Raw genomic sequence first — 15,957 nt, 5'->3', positions numbered from 1 at the left:
CGTGCCAGGTGATTTCTTGGAGTCGTGCCTCGCGCTGAGAGGGCATGAGACACAGCCCCCCACACTACCAGCGGCCCGCCAGCTGGCCCAAACCGGCCGCCGGTCCCCGGCCGTGGGACCATGGAGGCTACGTATCGATCCGACCCGAGGCACAAGGCGCCTCAAGAGACAGGACCCTGCGTGCCCGCGACCCCTAACAATGTGCCCGAGCCGAGCCGTACCGACCCGGCTCTGATCCGCAATTTCTGCATCATCGCGCACATCGACCACGGCAAGTCCACACTCGCCGACCGGATGCTCCAGCTGACCGGCGTGGTCGAGCAGCGGCAGATGCGCGCTCAGTACCTCGACCGCATGGACATCGAGCGCGAGCGCGGTATCACGATCAAGTCCCAGGCCGTGCGTCTGCCCTGGGCCCCCACCACGGACCCGGGCAACACGCACATCCTCAACATGATCGACACCCCGGGGCACGTCGACTTCACCTACGAGGTCTCCCGGTCGCTCGCCGCCTGCGAGGGGACGGTCCTCCTCGTTGACGCGGCCCAGGGCATCGAGGCCCAGACCCTCGCCAACCTGTACCTGGCGATGGAGAACGACCTCACGATCATCCCCGTACTGAACAAGATCGACCTGCCGGCGGCGCAGCCCGAGAAGTTCGCCGAGGAGCTCGCCAACCTGGTCGGCTGCGACCCGTCCGATGTGCTCCGGGTCTCCGCGAAGACCGGTGTGGGCGTCGACGCGCTGCTCGACAAGGTCGTCGCCGAGGTCCCCGCGCCGGTCGGCGTCAAGGACGCGCCCGCGCGCGCCATGATCTTCGACTCGGTCTACGACTCCTACCGCGGTGTCGTGACGTACGTCCGTGTCATCGACGGCCAGCTCAACAAGCGCGAGCGCATCAGGATGATGTCGACGGGCGCCACCCACGAGCTGCTGGAGATCGGGACGAACTCGCCCGAGATGCTGGGCGCCGACGGTCTCGGCGTCGGCGAGGTGGGCTACCTGATCACCGGTGTGAAGGACGTCCGCCAGTCCAAGGTCGGTGACACCGTCACCAGCCAGCACAAGGGCGCGACGGAAGCCCTCGGCGGCTACAAGGACCCGAAGCCGATGGTCTTCTCCGGTCTGTATCCGCTGGACGGCTCCGACTACCCCGAGCTGCGCGAGGCCCTGGACAAGCTCCAGCTCAACGACGCCGCCCTCGTCTACGAGCCGGAGACCTCCGCGGCCCTCGGCTTCGGCTTCCGCGTCGGCTTCCTCGGCCTGCTGCACCTGGACGTGATCCGGGAGCGGCTGGAGCGCGAGTTCGGTCTCGACCTGATCGCCACCGCGCCGAACGTGGTCTACCGGGTGGTGATGGAGGACGGCAGCGAGCACACCGTCACCAACCCGAGCGAGTTCCCCGAGGGCAAGATCAACGAGGTGTACGAGCCGGTCGTGCGCGCCACGATCCTCGCGCCCACCGAGTTCATCGGCTCGATCATGGAGCTGTGCCAGACCCGGCGCGGCACCCTCCTCGGCATGGACTACCTCTCCGAGGACCGGGTCGAGATCCGCTACACCCTGCCGCTCGCCGAGATCGTCTTCGACTTCTTCGACCAGCTGAAGTCGAAGACGCGTGGCTACGCGTCGCTGGACTACGAGCCCACCGGCGAGCAGACCTCCAGCCTGGTGAAGGTCGACATCCTGCTGCACGGCGACAAGGTCGACGCCTTCTCCGCGATCACGCACAAGGACGCGGCGTACGCCTACGGCGTGCGGCTCGTCGCCAAGCTGCGCGAGCTCATCCCGCGGCAGGCCTTCGAGGTGCCCATCCAGGCCGCCATCGGCTCCCGGGTCATCGCCCGCGAGACCATCCGCGCCATCCGCAAGGACGTCCTCGCCAAGTGCTACGGCGGTGACATCTCGCGTAAGCGGAAGCTGCTGGAGAAGCAGAAGGAGGGCAAGAAGCGGATGAAGATGGTGGGTTCCGTGGAAGTTCCGCAGGAAGCCTTCATCGCCGTACTGAGCAGTGATGACAGCGCGGGATCGGCGAAGGGCAAGAAGTAACCGCGGGTTACCTCAGGTCGCTCCGGCAAAACGGTCATCGAGGGGTCCGTCGTACGAAAGTGCGGCGGGCCTCTGCGCATGTACGGGGTAGCTCTCTGTACGAAGTGACAGGGCGCGGGCTCTTACGCCGAGGCCGGTCGCGCCTTACCCTGATCCCTGCTCGATAGTTACTCGCGAGTTAAACAACGGCGCGCGAGTGGAACCAGCCGCACCCTGAGCCAGCCGCATCGTCGCGGGCCCCGGAGGATGTCGTGAGCGACACACAGACTTTGATCGAGAACCGTCCGCCGAGCGTGGCGGCCCTCTTCCTGGAGCGCGTGGCGGCTACGCCGGACGCCGAGGCCTACCGCTACCCCGTAGCACCGACCTCGGGGGAGGGCCCCGACGACTGGAAGTCGCTGAGCTGGGCCCAGGCCGCCGAGCGGGTCTACGCCATCGCGGCCGGCCTCATCGAACTGGGGGTCCAGCCCGAGCAGCGGGTGGCGCTGGCCTCCTCGACCCGGTTCGAGTGGATCCTCGCCGACCTCGGCATCATGTGCGCCGGCGCGGCCACCACGACCGTGTACCCGCAGACCAACGCGGACGAGTCGGCGTTCATCCTGGCCGACTCCGACAGCCGGGTGCTGATCGCCGAGGACGCCGCCCAGCTGGCCAAGGCGGTCGAGAAGCGCGCCGAGCTGCCCGACCTCACGCATGTCGTGGTGATCGACCCGGCCGGCGTCGAGACCGCCGACTGGATCCTCACCCTGGACGAGCTGGAGAAGCGCGGCGCCGCCCGGCTGGAGAAGGACCCCGACCTGATCAAGGAGCGGGTCGGCGCGATCACCAAGGACCAGCTCGCCACGCTGATCTACACCTCCGGCACCACCGGCCGCCCCAAGGGCGTGCGCCTGCCGCACGACAACTGGGCGTACATGGCGAAGGCGATCGCGGCGACCGGGCTGGTCGGCCCGGACGACATCCAGTACCTGTGGCTGCCGCTCGCGCACGTCTTCGGCAAGGTGCTCACCTCCGGCCAGATCGAGGTCGGGCACGTCACCGCCGTCGACGGCCGCGTCGACAAGATCATCGAGAACCTGCCGGTCGTCCAGCCGACGTACATGGCTGCCGTGCCGCGCATCTTCGAGAAGGTCTACAACGGGGTCGCCGCCAAGGCCCGTGCGGGCGGCGGCGCCAAGTACAAGATCTTCCAGTGGGCCGCCGGACTCTCCCGCGAGTACGCCAAGGTCAGCCAGGACAACTTCCGGCGCACCGGCACGGCCTCCGTCCCCTTCGGGCTCGGCGCCAAGCACAAGGTCGCCGACGCGCTCGTCTACGCCAAGATCCGCGAGGCCTTCGGCGGCAACCTGCGGGCGTGCGTCTCGGGCAGCGCGGCACTCGCGCCGGAGATCGGCTACTTCTTCGCCGGCGCCGGGATTCACATCCTGGAGGGCTACGGCCTGACCGAGTCCTCCGCGGCCTCCTTCGTGAACCCCGGTGAGGCCTACCGCACCGGCACGGTCGGCAAGCCGCTGCCCGGCACCGAGGTGCGCATCGCGGACGACGGCGAGATCCTGCTGCGCGGTCCCGGGATCATGGAGGGCTATCACGGGCTGCCCGAGAAGACCGCCGAGGTGCTGGAGGCCGACGGCTGGTTCCACACCGGGGACATCGGGGAGCTCTCCCCGGACGGGTACCTGCGGATCACCGACCGCAAGAAGGACCTGATCAAGACCTCCGGCGGCAAGTACATCGCGCCCGCCGAGGTCGAGGGACAATTCAAGGCGGTGTGCCCGTACGTCTCCAACATCCTGGTCCACGGCGCCGACCGGAACTTCTGCACGGCGCTCATCGCGCTCGACGAGGTGTCCATCCTGGCGTGGGCCGAGGAGAACGGGCTCGGCGGCAAGCCGTACGCCGAGATCGTCGCGGCGCCGGCCACGGTGGAGATGGTCGACGGCTACGTCCAGCAGCTCAACTCCGGGCTCCAGAAGTGGCAGACCATCAAGAAGTTCCGGCTGCTGCCGCGGGACCTCGACGTGGAGCACGGGGAGATCACGCCGAGCCTGAAGCTGAAGCGGCCGGTTGTGGAGCGGGAGTACAAGCACCTCATCGACGAGATGTACGAGGGGTCGCGCGAGGCGTAGGGGGTGGGCGCGGGGGACTGCGCAGTCCCCCGCGCCCCTAAGAGGCCGTCCCCTTGCCCACCTGTGCCCGGAGTTCTTGTACTTCGGCTCTCAACGCCTCCAACTGGAGCTGCTTGCGGTGCAGCTCCAAGAACACCCGCACCTTCGCCCGCAGCACCCACGGGTCGAACGGCTTGGTCAGATAGTCGGCCGCGCCTGTCGCATAGCCGCGGAAGGCGTAGCCGGAGTCGTCCTCCGCGCCGGTCAGGAAGATGATCGGCACGTCCTTGGTCTGGTCGAGCCGTTTGATGTTGGCGGCGGTCTCGAAGCCGTCCATGCCCGGCATACGGATGTCGAGCAGGATGAGGGCGAACCGCCGGCGCAGCAGCGCCTTCATCGCCTCCTCGCCCGAACGGGCCCGCACCAGCGGCTCGTTGAGGGACGCGAGAACGGCCTCCAGTGCGATCAGGTTGTCCTCCATGTCGTCGACCAGGAGGATGCCGGGGCGTTCTGCGGTCGTTGTCTCGGCGATCACGACGGGGCCTCCTCCTCCGAGGCGTCGGTCTTGTCCTCGGCGTCGGGGTCGAGGAGTGCGCAGACGACGGTCAGCAGCTGGTCGACGTCCACCGGTTTGGGCACGTACTCGTTGGCGCCGCGCGCAATGGATTTCTCACGGTCGCCGGGCATGGCCTTGGCGGTCAGCGCGATGATGGGCAGCCCTGTCCAGCGGGGGGTGCGGCGGATGGCGGCGATGGTCTCGTAGCCGTCCATCTCCGGCATCATGATGTCCATCAGGACGAGTTCGACGTCCGGGTTGCGCTCCAGGGTCTCGATGCCCTCGCGGCCGTTCTCCGCGTACAGGACCGGCATGCCGACGCGGCCGAGGACATGGGTGAGCGCGAAGACATTGCGGATGTCGTCGTCGACGATCAGCACCCGCCGTCCGGGCAGCACCTGGCCGGCGCGTCCGGACTGCCAGGTCTCCAGCTTGGTCAGCGTGGGCCAGGAGTCGTCCATGTCGTGCGCGCTGGGGAAGGGCTCGGTCGACAGCTGGTCCGGGATCGGCAGATGCCGGTCCTCGGGGGTGGGGCCCGTCGCCGTGTGGCCGGGGCTGACGACGGGGACGTAGAGGGTGAACGTGGAGCCCTTGCCGGGTTCGCTCTCGGCGATGATGCGGCCGCCGAGCAGGCCCGCGATCTCCCGGCTGATGGACAGACCGAGGCCGGTGCCGCCGTACTTGCGGTTGGTGGTGCCGTCGGCCTGCTGGAACGCCTCGAAAATCACCGGGAGTTTCTCCCGCGCGATGCCGATGCCGGTGTCGGAGACCGCGAAGGCGATCACCTCGTCGCTCTCGCGTACGTAGACGTGCTCGGGGTCCTTGACCCGGCTGACCCGCAGTTCGACCCGGCCCGAGGCGGTGAACTTGATCGCGTTGGACAGCAGGTTGCGCAGGATCTGCTGGAGGCGCTGTTCGTCCGAGTACATCTCGCGCGGCACGTCCTCGCCGACCGACACCTCGAAGGCGAGACCCCGGTCGAGGGTGAGCGGGCGGAAGGTGGCGTGCACGTAGTCCAGCAGCTTGATGAGGGGCAGGCGCTTGGGGCGTACGTCCATCCGGCCCGCCTCGATCTTCGACAGGTCGAGGATGTCGTTGATCAGCTGGAGCAGGTCGGAGCCCGAGCGGTGGATCGTCGTCGCGAACTGGACCTCCTGGTCGGAGAGATGGCCGTCCGGGTTGTCCGAGAGCAGGCGGGCCAGGATGAGCAGGGAGTTCAGCGGGGTGCGCAGCTCGTGCGACATGTTCGCCAGGAACTCCGACTTGTACTGGGAGGAGGTGGCCAGCAGGGCGGCCTTCTCCTCCAGTTCGGCGTTGGAGCGCTGCAACTCCGCCTGCTGCTCCTGGAGTTCGTCCGAGCGCTCCTGGAGCTGCATGGCCAGGCGCTGGGACTCGCCGAGGAGCGATTCGGTACGGGAGTTGGCGATGATGGTGTTGATCGCGACGCCGATGGTGTTCACGAACTGGTCGAAGAACGCCAGGTGGACGTCGGAGAAGCGGGAGAAGGAGGCCAGCTCGATCACGCCGAGGAGCTTGTCCTCGAACAGGATCGGGATGATGACGATCGTCGTGGGCGCCGCCTCGCCGAGCCCGCTGCTGATGGTGATGTAGTCCGGCGGGGCCTCCTCCACCAGGATGCGCTTCTTCTCGCGGGCGGCCTGCCGGACCAGGCCGTGCACGGGCAGGCCGCCGGTCTCGACGGTAGCGCCCTGAGCTGCGCCGTAGCCGGCGATGAACGCAAGACCTTTCGCAGGAACGGTTGTGCGGAGAGAGGCACTGTCCTCGTCGGGGTCGGCCAGGAAGAACGCGCCGTACTGGGCGTTCACCAACGGGGTCAGCTCGCGCAGGATCAGGTCGGCGACCTCCATCAGATCGCGGTGGCCCTGCATCAGCGCGGCCAGCCGGGCCAGGTTGGACTCCAGCCAGTCCTTGGCGCGGGTCGTCTCGCGCAGATTGGCCACCATCAGGTTGATGTTGTCCTTCAGCTCGGCCACCTCGCCGCGCGCCTCCACCGTGATGGAGCGGGACATGTCGCCCTGGGCCACCGCGGAGGCGACCTCGGCGATGGCGCGGACCTGCGTGGTCAGGTTCAGGGCGAGCTCGTTCACGTTCGTCGTCAGGCGCTTCCAGGTGCCGTAGACGCCCTCGACCCGGGCCTGGCCGCCGAGTTGGCCCTCGGAGCCGACCTCGCGGGCCACCCGGGTGACCTCGGAGGAGAAGGAGGACAGGGTGTCGACCATGGTGTTGATGGCGGTCTTCAGCTCCAGGATCTCGCCGCGCGCGTCCACGTCGATCTTCTTCGACAGGTCGCCGTTGGCGACGGCCGTCGTCACCTGGGCGATGTTCCGTACCTGGGAAGTGAGGTTGTCGGCCATGTAGTTGACGTTGTCGGTCAGGTCCCGCCAGACGCCCGAGACGCCCAGCACCTGGGCCCGGCCGCCCAGCCGGCCGTCGGTGCCGACCTCGCGGGCCACGCGGGTCACCTCGTCGGCGAAGGCGCGCAGCTGCTCCACCATCGTGTTGACGGTGTCCTTCAGTTCGAGGATCTCGCCGCGCGCGTCGACGGTGATCTTCTTCGACAGGTCGCCGTTGGCGACGGCCGTGGTCACCTGGGCGATGTTCCGTACCTGGGAAGTGAGGTTCAGCGCCATGAAGTTGACGTTGTCGGTGAGGTCCTTCCAGACGCCGGACACGCCCCGCACCTGGGCCTGACCGCCGAGGTTGCCCTCGGTGCCGACCTCGCGGGCGACGCGGGTGACCTCGTCGGCGAAGGCGGAGAGCTGGTCGACCATGGTGTTGATGGTGGACTTCAGCTCCAGGATCTCGCCCTTCGCCTCCACCGTGATCTTCTTGCCGAGGTCGCCCTGGGCCACGGCCGTGGACACCAGGGCGATGTTCCGCACCTGGGAAGTGAGGTTGTCGGCCATGAAGTTGACGTTGTCGGTGAGGTCCTTCCAGACGCCCGACACACCGCGCACCTGAGCCCGGCCGCCGAGGTTGCCTTCGGTGCCGACCTCGCGGGCGACGCGGGTGACCTCGTCGGCGAAGGCGGAGAGCTGGTCGACCATGGTGTTGATGGTGGACTTCAGCTCCAGGATCTCGCCCTGCGCGTCGACGGTGATCTTCTGCGACAGGTCGCCGTTGGCGACGGCCGTGGTGACCTGGGCGATGTTGCGGACCTGCGAGGTCAGGTTCGAGGCCATGAAGTTGACGTTGTCGGTGAGGTCCTTCCAGACGCCCGACACGCCCCGCACCTGGGCGCGCCCGCCCAGCTGACCTTCGGTGCCGACCTCGCGGGCGACGCGGGTGACCTCGTCGGCGAAGGCGGAGAGCTGGTCCACCATCGTGTTGACGGTCAGCTTCAGTTCGAGCAGTTCGCCGGTCGCCTCGACCGTGACCGTACGGGTCAGGTCGCCGCGGGCCACCGCCGTGGTCACCAGGGCGATGTCGCGCACCTGTGCGGTCAGCCGGGACGCCATGGTGTTGACCGCCTCGGTCACATCCCGCCAACTGCCCGACAGACCCTGCACCTTGGCCCGTCCGCCGAGCCGCCCCTCGGTGCCGACCTCGCGGGCCACCCGGGTCACCTCGCCGGTGAACAGCGACAGCTGGTCGACCATCTTGTTCACGGCGCGGCCCAGCCGGCGCAGATCGCCCCGTAACTGCCGGGTCCCGTCGTGCAGATCGACCCGCTGGGTGAGATCGCCGCCGGCCACCGCGTCCAGCACACGGGTGGCGTTCGCCGCCGGGGCGACCAGGGCGTCGAGCAGCTGGTTCACATCGTTGACCCGGGCCGTCCACTGGCCCTGGCCCGGGCTGGCGGTGAGCCGCTCGTCGAGCCGGCCGTGCCGCACCAGCTCCCGCTTGACCCGCTGCACCTCCGAGTTGAAGTGCAGGCTCCGGTCCAGGATCTGGTTGTAGACCGCGACGAGTTCGGCCACCGGACCGGTGGCCGGATCGGAGACCTTCCGGAAGTCGCCGTCCCGCGCCGATGTCATCGCGGCGAGCAGAGGAAGGAGATCCGATGCTCGAATCTGTCCGTCTTCGAGCACGCGTGTACCACTGTTCTCACTCATGGCGGCCCACTTCGGTAACTCGGTGCTTATGGGCGTGGCCAGTCTGTCACTCTGTGGGCGTCGACTGCGGCGTATTCGTCCGAACCGCTCGGGGAGCTGTCCATGGGGGCCATTCCGGTGCAACGGGAGACTGCTTCCCGTGCCTCCGATGCGCCTGTGCACGAGGGCGCGCGACCGCGTGCGCAGGCGCGCGTGACGCTGCCCGGAAGCTCCCTCGCGCCGGGCTCCGCCCGCGCGTTCGTGCGCGCCCGGATCGCGGAATGGGCCGGACTCGGCCTGCCCGGCAGCGAACACCTCACCGGCTCCCTCGCCGATGACGCCCTCATCGTCACCAGCGAACTCGTCACCAACGCCGTCGTCCACGCCGGAACCGAGGTCGAGCTGGTGTGCCGGGCGGAGGAGACGGGCGCGCTGGTCGTCGAGGTCTCCGACCGCCATCCCTCGCGCGCACCGCACGACGGCCGGGCCGAACTCCCGCACGAGACACCGGAGTACGGCCGCGGACTGCGCCTGGTCGCCCGGCTCGCCGAGGCCTGGGGCGTCACGTATCGCACCGGCATGAAGACGGTGTGGGCCAGACTGCCGGCCGAGGAGAGCGAGGAGCATGCCGCACAGAGCGCCCAGGGCGCTCCCCGCACCCTCGCCATACCCCGCCCCGCCCCGCGGCGGCCCGAGCGCGACCGGGAGTGGCTCAACCGCGGCGCGCTGTCCTTCCTCGCCGAAGCCTCCGACCTGCTCGCCGGACAGCTCGACGAGAACCTGGTCGCCGCGCTCGCCGGGCAGCTGCTGGTGCCCCGGCTGGCCGACTGGTGCGCGGTGTGGCTGGAGGACGAGGCCACCGGCCGCTGGGGCTCCCCGCGCCCGGCCGGAGCCGTGGGCGACCTCCCCGGGGCCGGACCGCACCTCGCCCGGGTCTGGCACGGCAGCGAGACCCGTATCGAGGAACTGCGCCGGACCCTGGAGAAGGACCCGCCGTGCCCGCCGGACGATCTGCGCTCCGGGCCCGTCCCCCACCCCTGGCCCGGCCAGGCGCTCGGCCCGTACGAGGCGGAGGGCACGGCGCTCGCGTACCGGCTGATCGCGGGCGGCCGTCCGCTGGGCACCCTCGTCATCGGGCGGGCCGGACTGCTGGGCTTCCCCGACGAGGTCACCGGGCTCGTGGAGGACCTCGGCCGCCGGGTCGCCCTCGCCATCGGAGCGGCCCGCCAGTACGCCCGCCAGGCCACCATCAGCGCCGTCCTCCAGCGCGGCCTGCTGCCCGGAGCCGTCGCCGAGATCCCCGGGCTGACCAGCGCGCTCGTCTACGAGCCGTGCGACAAGGGCGGACCCAGCGGCGACTTCTACGACCTGTTCCCGGCCGGCGACGGCCGCTGGTGCTTCGCCGTCGGCGACGTCCAGGGCAAGGGGCCCGAGGCCGCCGTCGTCATCGGCCTGGCCCGGCCCTGGCTGCGGCTGCTCGCCCGCGAGGGCTACCGCGTCGCCGACGTCCTCGACCGCCTCAACCAGCTCCTCCTCGACGAGACCACGGAGGCCACCGACGCCGCCGCACGCGCCCTGGCCGGACCGGGCGCCCCCGGCGACGGACCGCAGACCCGCTTCCTGTCCCTCCTCTACGGCGAGCTCGTCCCCTTCGCCGGAGGCGTCCGCTGCACCCTCGCCTCCGCCGGGCACCCGCTGCCGCTGCTGCTCGGCCCCGACGGCAGCGTGCGCACCGCCGCGCAGCCGCAGACCCTCCTCGGGGTCGTCGAGGACGCCACGTACACCAGCGAGACCTTCGAGCTGCGGCGCGGCGACAGCCTGCTGTGCGTCACCGACGGGGTGACCGAGCGGCGCTCCGGCTCGCGCCAGTTCGACGACGGCGACGGCCTCGCGACCGCGCTCGCCGGCTGCGCCGGGCTGAGCGCCGCCCTCATCGCGGAGCGCATCCGGCGGCTGGTGCACGAGTTCGGCGGGCGGCCGCCGGAGGACGATCTGGCGCTGCTGGTGCTCCAGGCCGAGTGAACGCGCGGGGTGCTGGACAATGGAAGGCATGCCTTCCGCACTCCCCGACGGCGAGCCCGTCCCCGACGACGGCGCACTTCCCGCGTCCGCGCTCGCCGGGGCCGCCGACCGACCCCTCGGGTTCTATCTGCACGTCCCGTACTGCGCGACCCGCTGCGGCTACTGCGACTTCAACACCTACACCGCCACCGAGCTGCGTGGCACGGGCGGCGTCCTGGCCTCCCGCGACAACTACGCGGACACCCTGATCGACGAGATCCGGCTGGCCCGGAAGGTCCTGGGCGACGACCCGCGGGCCGTCCGCACGGTCTTCGTCGGCGGCGGTACGCCGACCCTGCTGGCCGCGGACGATCTCGTACGGATGCTGGGGGCGATCCGCGACGAGTTCGGTCTCGCGGCGGACGCGGAGATCACGACGGAGGCGAACCCGGAGTCGGTGGACCCGGCATACCTGGCCACGCTCCGGCAGGGCGGCTTCAACCGGATCTCCTTCGGCATGCAGAGCGCGAAGCAGCACGTGCTGCGGGTGCTGGACCGGACGCACACGCCCGGCCGCCCGGAGGCCTGCGTGGCGGAGGCCCGTGCGGCGGGCTTCGAGCACGTCAACCTGGATCTGATCTACGGCACGCCGGGGGAGTCCGACGACGACTGGCGGGCGTCGCTGGAGGCGGCGCTGGGCGCCGGTCCCGACCATGTCTCGGCGTACGCGCTGATCGTCGAGGAGGGCACCCAGCTGGCCCGCCGCATCCGCCGCGGCGAGGTCCCGATGACCGACGACGACGTGCACGCCGACCGGTACCTGATCGCGGAGTCGGCGCTGTCGGAGGCGGGCTACGACTGGTACGAGGTGTCGAACTGGGCCACCTCGGAAGCGGGCCGCTGTCTGCACAACGAGCTGTACTGGCGGGGCGCCGACTGGTGGGGCGCCGGACCTGGCGCGCACTCGCACGTGGGCGGGGTGCGCTGGTGGAACGTGAAGCACCCCGGGGCGTACGCGGCGGCGCTGGCCACCGGGCGGTCGCCGGGGGCGGGGCGCGAGCTGCTGTCGGACGAGGACCGACGGGTGGAGCGGATCCTGCTGGAGCTGCGGCTGCGCGAGGGCGTGCCGCTGGACCTCCTGCGCACGGACGGGCTGGCGGCCTCGCGCCGGGCACTGTCGGACGGGCTGCTCCAGGAGGAGCCGTACGCGGCGGGGCGTGCGGTGCTGACGCTGCGGGGGCGGCTGCTGGCGGACGCGGTGGTGCGGGACCTGGTGGACTGAGCGGCTACGCGGGGGCCGTGACGAAGTCGATCAGTTCCTCGACCCTGCCCAGCAGCTCCGGCTCCAGGTCCTTGTACGAGGTCACCCTGGCAAGGATCGCCTGCCACACCGCGCCCGTGTTCTCCGACGGCCACCCCAGCGCCCGGCACACGCCCGTCTTCCAGTCCTGGCCGTGCGGGACCCGGGGCCAGGCCTCGATGCCCAGCGACGACGGCTTCACCGCCTCCCAGACGTCGATGTAGGGGTGGCCGACCACGAGGGCGTGCTCGCTGGTCACCTCCTGCGCGATCCGCCACTCCTTCGTGCCGGGGACGAGGTGGTCGACCAGGATGCCCAGGCGCGCGTCCGGCCCCGGGGCGAAGTCCGCGACGATCGACGGCAGGTCGTCCACGCCCTCCAGGTACTCCACCACCACGCCCTCGATGCGCAGGTCGTCGCCCCACACCTTCTCGACCAGTTCGGCGTCGTGCCGGCCCTCGACGTAGATGCGCCCGGCGCGCGCCACGCGCGCGCGTGCACCGGGGACGGCGACGGAACCGGACGCGGTACGGGTCGGTCGCTGCTGCGCCCCGGCGGGGCGTACGAGGGTCACCACCCTGCCCTCCAGCAGGAAGCCCCGCGGCTCCAGCGGGAACACCCGGTGCTTGCCGAAGCGGTCCTCCAGCGTCACCGTGCCCGCCTCGCAGCGGATCACCGCGCCGCAGAAGCCGGTGCCGGGCTCCTCGACCACCAGGCCCGGGTCCGCCGGGACCTCGGGGACCGGCTTGGGCTTCTTCCACGGAGGGGTCAGGTCGGCGGAGTACTGGCGCATTCGGATGACGATAGGAGAAGCCGTCGGGCGATCAGCGCGACACGCCGAAGCGGGCCGCCAGGGCGTCGCGCTGGCGCCGTACGAACGCCGCGTCCACCACCGCTCCGTGACCGGGCACGTACAGCGCGTCCTCGCCGCCCAGGTCCAGCAGCCGGTCCAGGGCGGCGGGCCAGTGCGACGGCACGGCGTCGGGGCCCGCCTGCGGCTCGCCCGACTCCTCGACCAGGTCGCCGCAGAAGACGACCTCCGGGCTGCCCGGGACCAGGACCGCCAGGTCGTGGGCGGTGTGGCCGGGGCCCACGTTCGCCAGCAGCACCTGCCGGCCGCCGCCCAGATCGAGGGTCCACTCGCCGGAGACGTGGTGCCGGGGCGGGGCGAGCGTGTCCACCGCCTCGTCGGCCAGGCGGGCGTCCAGGCCGTTGCGGAGCGCGTCCGCGCGCAGCTCGTCGCGCGCGTGCGGCGCGAACGCCGACTCGATGCCCACCGCGCCGTAGACCTCCGCCCCGGCGAACGCGGCCGCCCCGAAGACATGATCGAAATGGGGGTGCGTCAGCGCGAGATGGGTCACACGGTGACCGGTCAGCGCCTCCGCCCGCATCCGCAGCCGCCCGCCCTCGGCGAGGCTCGACCCGGCGTCGACCACCAGCGCCGTACCCTCGCCGACGACCAGCCCCGCCGTGCAGTCCCAGCCGGGCAGCCGGCAGCGGAAGACCCCGGCCGCCACCTGCTCCCACCCCAGCTCTTCCCAAGTCACCGTCATACGGCGACGCTAGCGGTGACCGCCCGTTCCGGCACGGCGTCGCGGGACCGGCCTTGCCCGGGGTGTACCCCACAGCCGTACACTGGGCCGGGGACGGCTGGCACTCGGACGGACAGAGTGCCAGGTAAGGCGCCAAGGGGACGACTTCTGGAGGTGTGCGCGATGCTGAGTGAACGCAGGCTTCAGGTGCTGCGCGCCATCGTCCAGGACTACGTGGGCACCGAGGAGCCGGTGGGGTCCAAGGCCCTCACCGAGCGGCACAACCTCGGCGTCTCCCCGGCGACCGTGCGCAACGACATGGCGGCGCTGGAGGACGAGGGCTTCATCGCCCAGCCGCACACCAGCGCCGGGCGCATCCCGACCGACAAGGGCTACCGGCTCTTCGTCGACAAGCTGGCCGGCGTCAAGCCGATGACCGCGCCCGAGCGGCGGGCCATCCAGAACTTCCTCGACGGCGCCGTCGATCTCGACGACGTGGTGGCGCGCACCGTACGGCTGCTCGCCCAGCTCACGCGGCAGGTCGCCGTCGTGCAGTATCCGTCGCTCACCCGGTCCACCGTGCGGCACGTGGAACTGCTCTCGCTCGCCCCCGCGCGCGTGATGCTCGTGCTGATCACGGACACCGGCCGGGTCGAGCAGCGGATGGTCGACTGCCCGGCGCCGTTCGGCGAGACGTCCCTGGCCGATCTGCGGGCCCGGCTGAACAGCCGGGTCGCGGGGCGGCGCTTCACCGATGTGCCGATGCTCGTCGAGGACCTCCCCGAGGGCTTCGACATCGAGGACCGGGGCACGGTCTCGGCGGTGCTCTCCACCCTGCTGGAGACCCTCGTCGAGGAGAACGAGGAGCGGCTGATGATCGGCGGCACCGCCAATCTGACCCGCTTCGGACATGACTTCCCCCTCACCATCCGGCCCGTCCTGGAGGCCCTTGAGGAGCAGGTCGTGCTCCTCAAACTCCTTGGCGAGGCCGGGGATTCGGGCATGACCGTGCGCATCGGGCACGAGAACGCCTACGAGGGACTCAACTCCACGTCCGTGGTGTCGGTCGGCTACGGTTCGGGCGGCGAGGCAGTCGCCAAGCTCGGCGTGGTCGGACCGACCCGCATGGATTACCCGGGAACGATGGGAGCGGTACGCGCAGTGGCACGGTACGTCGGACAGATCCTGGCGGAGTCGTAAGTGGCCACGGACTACTACGCCGTTCTCGGCGTGCGCCGCGACGCGTCGCAGGAAGAGATCAAGAAGGCCTTCCGGCGGCTCGCACGCGAGCTGCACCCGGACGTCAACCCGGATCCGAAGACCCAGGAGCGGTTCAAGGAGATCAACGCCGCTTACGAGGTGCTGTCGGACCCGCAGAAGAAGCAGGTCTACGACCTCGGCGGCGACCCGCTCTCGCAGTCCGGCGGTGCCGGTGCGGGCGGGTTCGGGGCCGGTGGCTTCGGGAACTTCTCGGACATCATGGACGCGTTCTTCGGGACCGCGTCGCAGCGGGGGCCGAGGTCGCGTACGCGGCGCGGCCAGGACGCGATGATCCGGCTGGAGATCGAGCTCGACGAGGCGGCCTTCGGCACGACGAAGGACATCCAGGTCGACACCGCCGTCGTCTGCAACACCTGCAACGGCGAGGGTGCGGCGCCGGGGACCTCCGCCCAGACGTGTGACATGTGCCGCGGGCGCGGCGAGGTCTCGCAGGTGACGCGGTCCTTCCTCGGGCAGGTCATGACCTCGCGGCCGTGTCCGCAGTGCCAGGGGTTCGGCACCGTGGTCCCGACGCCGTGTCCGGAGTGCGCGGGCGACGGACGGGTCCGCTCCCGGCGCACGCTCACGGTCAAGATCCCGGCCGGTGTCGACAACGGCACGCGGATCCAGCTCGCGGGCGAGGGCGAGGTCGGGCCCGGCGGTGGTCCCGCCGGTGACCTGTACGTCGAGATCCATGAGCTGCCGCACAACATGTTCCAGCGGCGCGGGGACGATCTGCACTGCACGGTGACCATTCCGATGACGGCGGCGTCACTCGGCACGAAGGTGCCGTTGGAGACGCTGGACGGTCTTGAGGAGGTCGACATCCGGCCCGGGACCCAGTCCGGGCAGTCGATTCCGCTGCACGGGCGCGGTGTCACGCATCTGCGCGGCGGCGGGCGCGGTGACCTCGTCGTCCACGTCGAGGTGCAGACACCGACGAAGCTGGACCCCGAGCAGGAGCGGCTGCTGCGCGAGCTGGCCAAGCTGCGCGGCGAGGAGCGCCCGCAGGGGCAGTTCCAGCCGGGGCAGCAAGGGTTGTTCTCGCGGTTGAAGGATGCCTTCAACGGTCGCTGACGGCATGGGAGGACGGGTGGCC

Annotated in this window: 10 protein-coding genes; 6 read left to right on the top strand and 4 right to left on the bottom strand. The window is 70.5% G+C overall.

What is annotated here, in order from left to right; all coding sequences use genetic code 11:
• Positions 1 to 180: 180 nt before the first annotated feature.
• On the top strand, positions 181 to 2,049 hold the full coding sequence (lepA, locus tag AB0Q90_RS19110; RefSeq protein WP_363160189.1) for a translation elongation factor 4: 1,869 nt from the start codon (positions 181 to 183) through the stop codon (positions 2,047 to 2,049).
• 251 nt (positions 2,050 to 2,300) lie between these two features.
• Positions 2,301 to 4,175 carry an AMP-dependent synthetase/ligase gene (locus AB0Q90_RS19105; RefSeq protein ID WP_363160188.1) on the top strand — a complete coding sequence of 625 codons (1,875 nt, stop codon included), beginning with the start codon at positions 2,301 to 2,303 and terminating at the stop codon, positions 4,173 to 4,175.
• A 37-nt stretch (positions 4,176 to 4,212) separates the two neighbouring features.
• Here AB0Q90_RS19105 and AB0Q90_RS19100 read toward each other — a convergent pair whose 3' ends face one another.
• Positions 4,213 to 4,689 carry a response regulator gene (locus AB0Q90_RS19100; protein ID WP_363160187.1) on the bottom strand — a complete coding sequence of 159 codons (477 nt, stop codon included), beginning with the start codon at positions 4,687 to 4,689 and terminating at the stop codon, positions 4,213 to 4,215.
• Positions 4,686 to 8,708, bottom strand: coding sequence for a HAMP domain-containing protein (locus AB0Q90_RS19095; RefSeq protein WP_363160186.1), 4,023 nt, complete (start codon positions 8,706 to 8,708; stop codon positions 4,686 to 4,688). Before AB0Q90_RS19095 ends, AB0Q90_RS19100 begins: the two co-directional genes overlap by 4 nt.
• Before the next feature lie 180 nt (positions 8,709 to 8,888).
• Between AB0Q90_RS19095 and AB0Q90_RS19090 the strand changes: the two genes are divergently transcribed.
• Both AB0Q90_RS19090 and hemW read left to right on the top strand, forming a co-directional pair.
• Entirely contained in the window at positions 8,889 to 10,787 is a 1,899-nt protein-coding gene (locus AB0Q90_RS19090; RefSeq protein ID WP_363160185.1) for a SpoIIE family protein phosphatase, read from the top strand.
• A 28-nt stretch (positions 10,788 to 10,815) separates the two neighbouring features.
• The gene (hemW, locus tag AB0Q90_RS19085; protein ID WP_363160184.1) at positions 10,816 to 12,048 is read left to right on the top strand and encodes a radical SAM family heme chaperone HemW; all 1,233 of its coding nucleotides are present in this window, start codon (positions 10,816 to 10,818) and stop codon (positions 12,046 to 12,048) included.
• Positions 12,049 to 12,052: 4 nt separating this feature from the next.
• Here the strand turns inward: hemW and AB0Q90_RS19080 are convergent, their stop codons facing one another.
• Positions 12,053 to 12,859 (bottom strand): DUF3097 domain-containing protein, encoded by an 807-nt coding sequence (locus AB0Q90_RS19080; protein ID WP_363160183.1) that lies wholly within the window; start codon positions 12,857 to 12,859, stop codon positions 12,053 to 12,055.
• 31 nt (positions 12,860 to 12,890) lie between these two features.
• Positions 12,891 to 13,619 (bottom strand): MBL fold metallo-hydrolase, encoded by a 729-nt coding sequence (locus AB0Q90_RS19075; RefSeq protein WP_363160182.1) that lies wholly within the window; start codon positions 13,617 to 13,619, stop codon positions 12,891 to 12,893.
• 162 nt (positions 13,620 to 13,781) lie between these two features.
• Here AB0Q90_RS19075 and hrcA point away from each other — a divergent pair, with 162 nt between their 5' ends.
• On the top strand, positions 13,782 to 14,798 hold the full coding sequence (gene hrcA, locus AB0Q90_RS19070) for a heat-inducible transcriptional repressor HrcA (RefSeq protein WP_363160181.1): 1,017 nt from the start codon (positions 13,782 to 13,784) through the stop codon (positions 14,796 to 14,798).
• On the top strand, positions 14,799 to 15,935 hold the full coding sequence (gene dnaJ / locus AB0Q90_RS19065) for a molecular chaperone DnaJ (RefSeq protein ID WP_363160180.1): 1,137 nt from the start codon (positions 14,799 to 14,801) through the stop codon (positions 15,933 to 15,935).
• The last annotated feature ends 22 nt before the right edge of the window (positions 15,936 to 15,957 follow it).

Origin of the sequence: Streptomyces sp. NPDC079141 (assembly GCF_040686775.1) — a bacterium.
Lineage (GTDB): Bacteria > Actinomycetota > Actinomycetes > Streptomycetales > Streptomycetaceae > Streptomyces.
This window is presented reverse-complemented; position numbering and strand designations above follow the sequence as displayed.

Coding starts and splice junctions, on each gene's coding strand:
- AB0Q90_RS19095 (WP_363160186.1), bottom strand. CDS start 8,708: ATGACATCGGCGCGGGACGGCGACTTCCGGAAGGTCTCCGATCCGGCC.
- AB0Q90_RS19090 (WP_363160185.1), top strand. CDS start 8,889: ATGGGGGCCATTCCGGTGCAACGGGAGACTGCTTCCCGTGCCTCCGAT.
- hemW (WP_363160184.1), top strand. CDS start 10,816: ATGCCTTCCGCACTCCCCGACGGCGAGCCCGTCCCCGACGACGGCGCA.
- AB0Q90_RS19080 (WP_363160183.1), bottom strand. CDS start 12,859: ATGCGCCAGTACTCCGCCGACCTGACCCCTCCGTGGAAGAAGCCCAAG.
- AB0Q90_RS19075 (WP_363160182.1), bottom strand. CDS start 13,619: ATGACGGTGACTTGGGAAGAGCTGGGGTGGGAGCAGGTGGCGGCCGGG.
- hrcA (WP_363160181.1), top strand. CDS start 13,782: ATGCTGAGTGAACGCAGGCTTCAGGTGCTGCGCGCCATCGTCCAGGAC.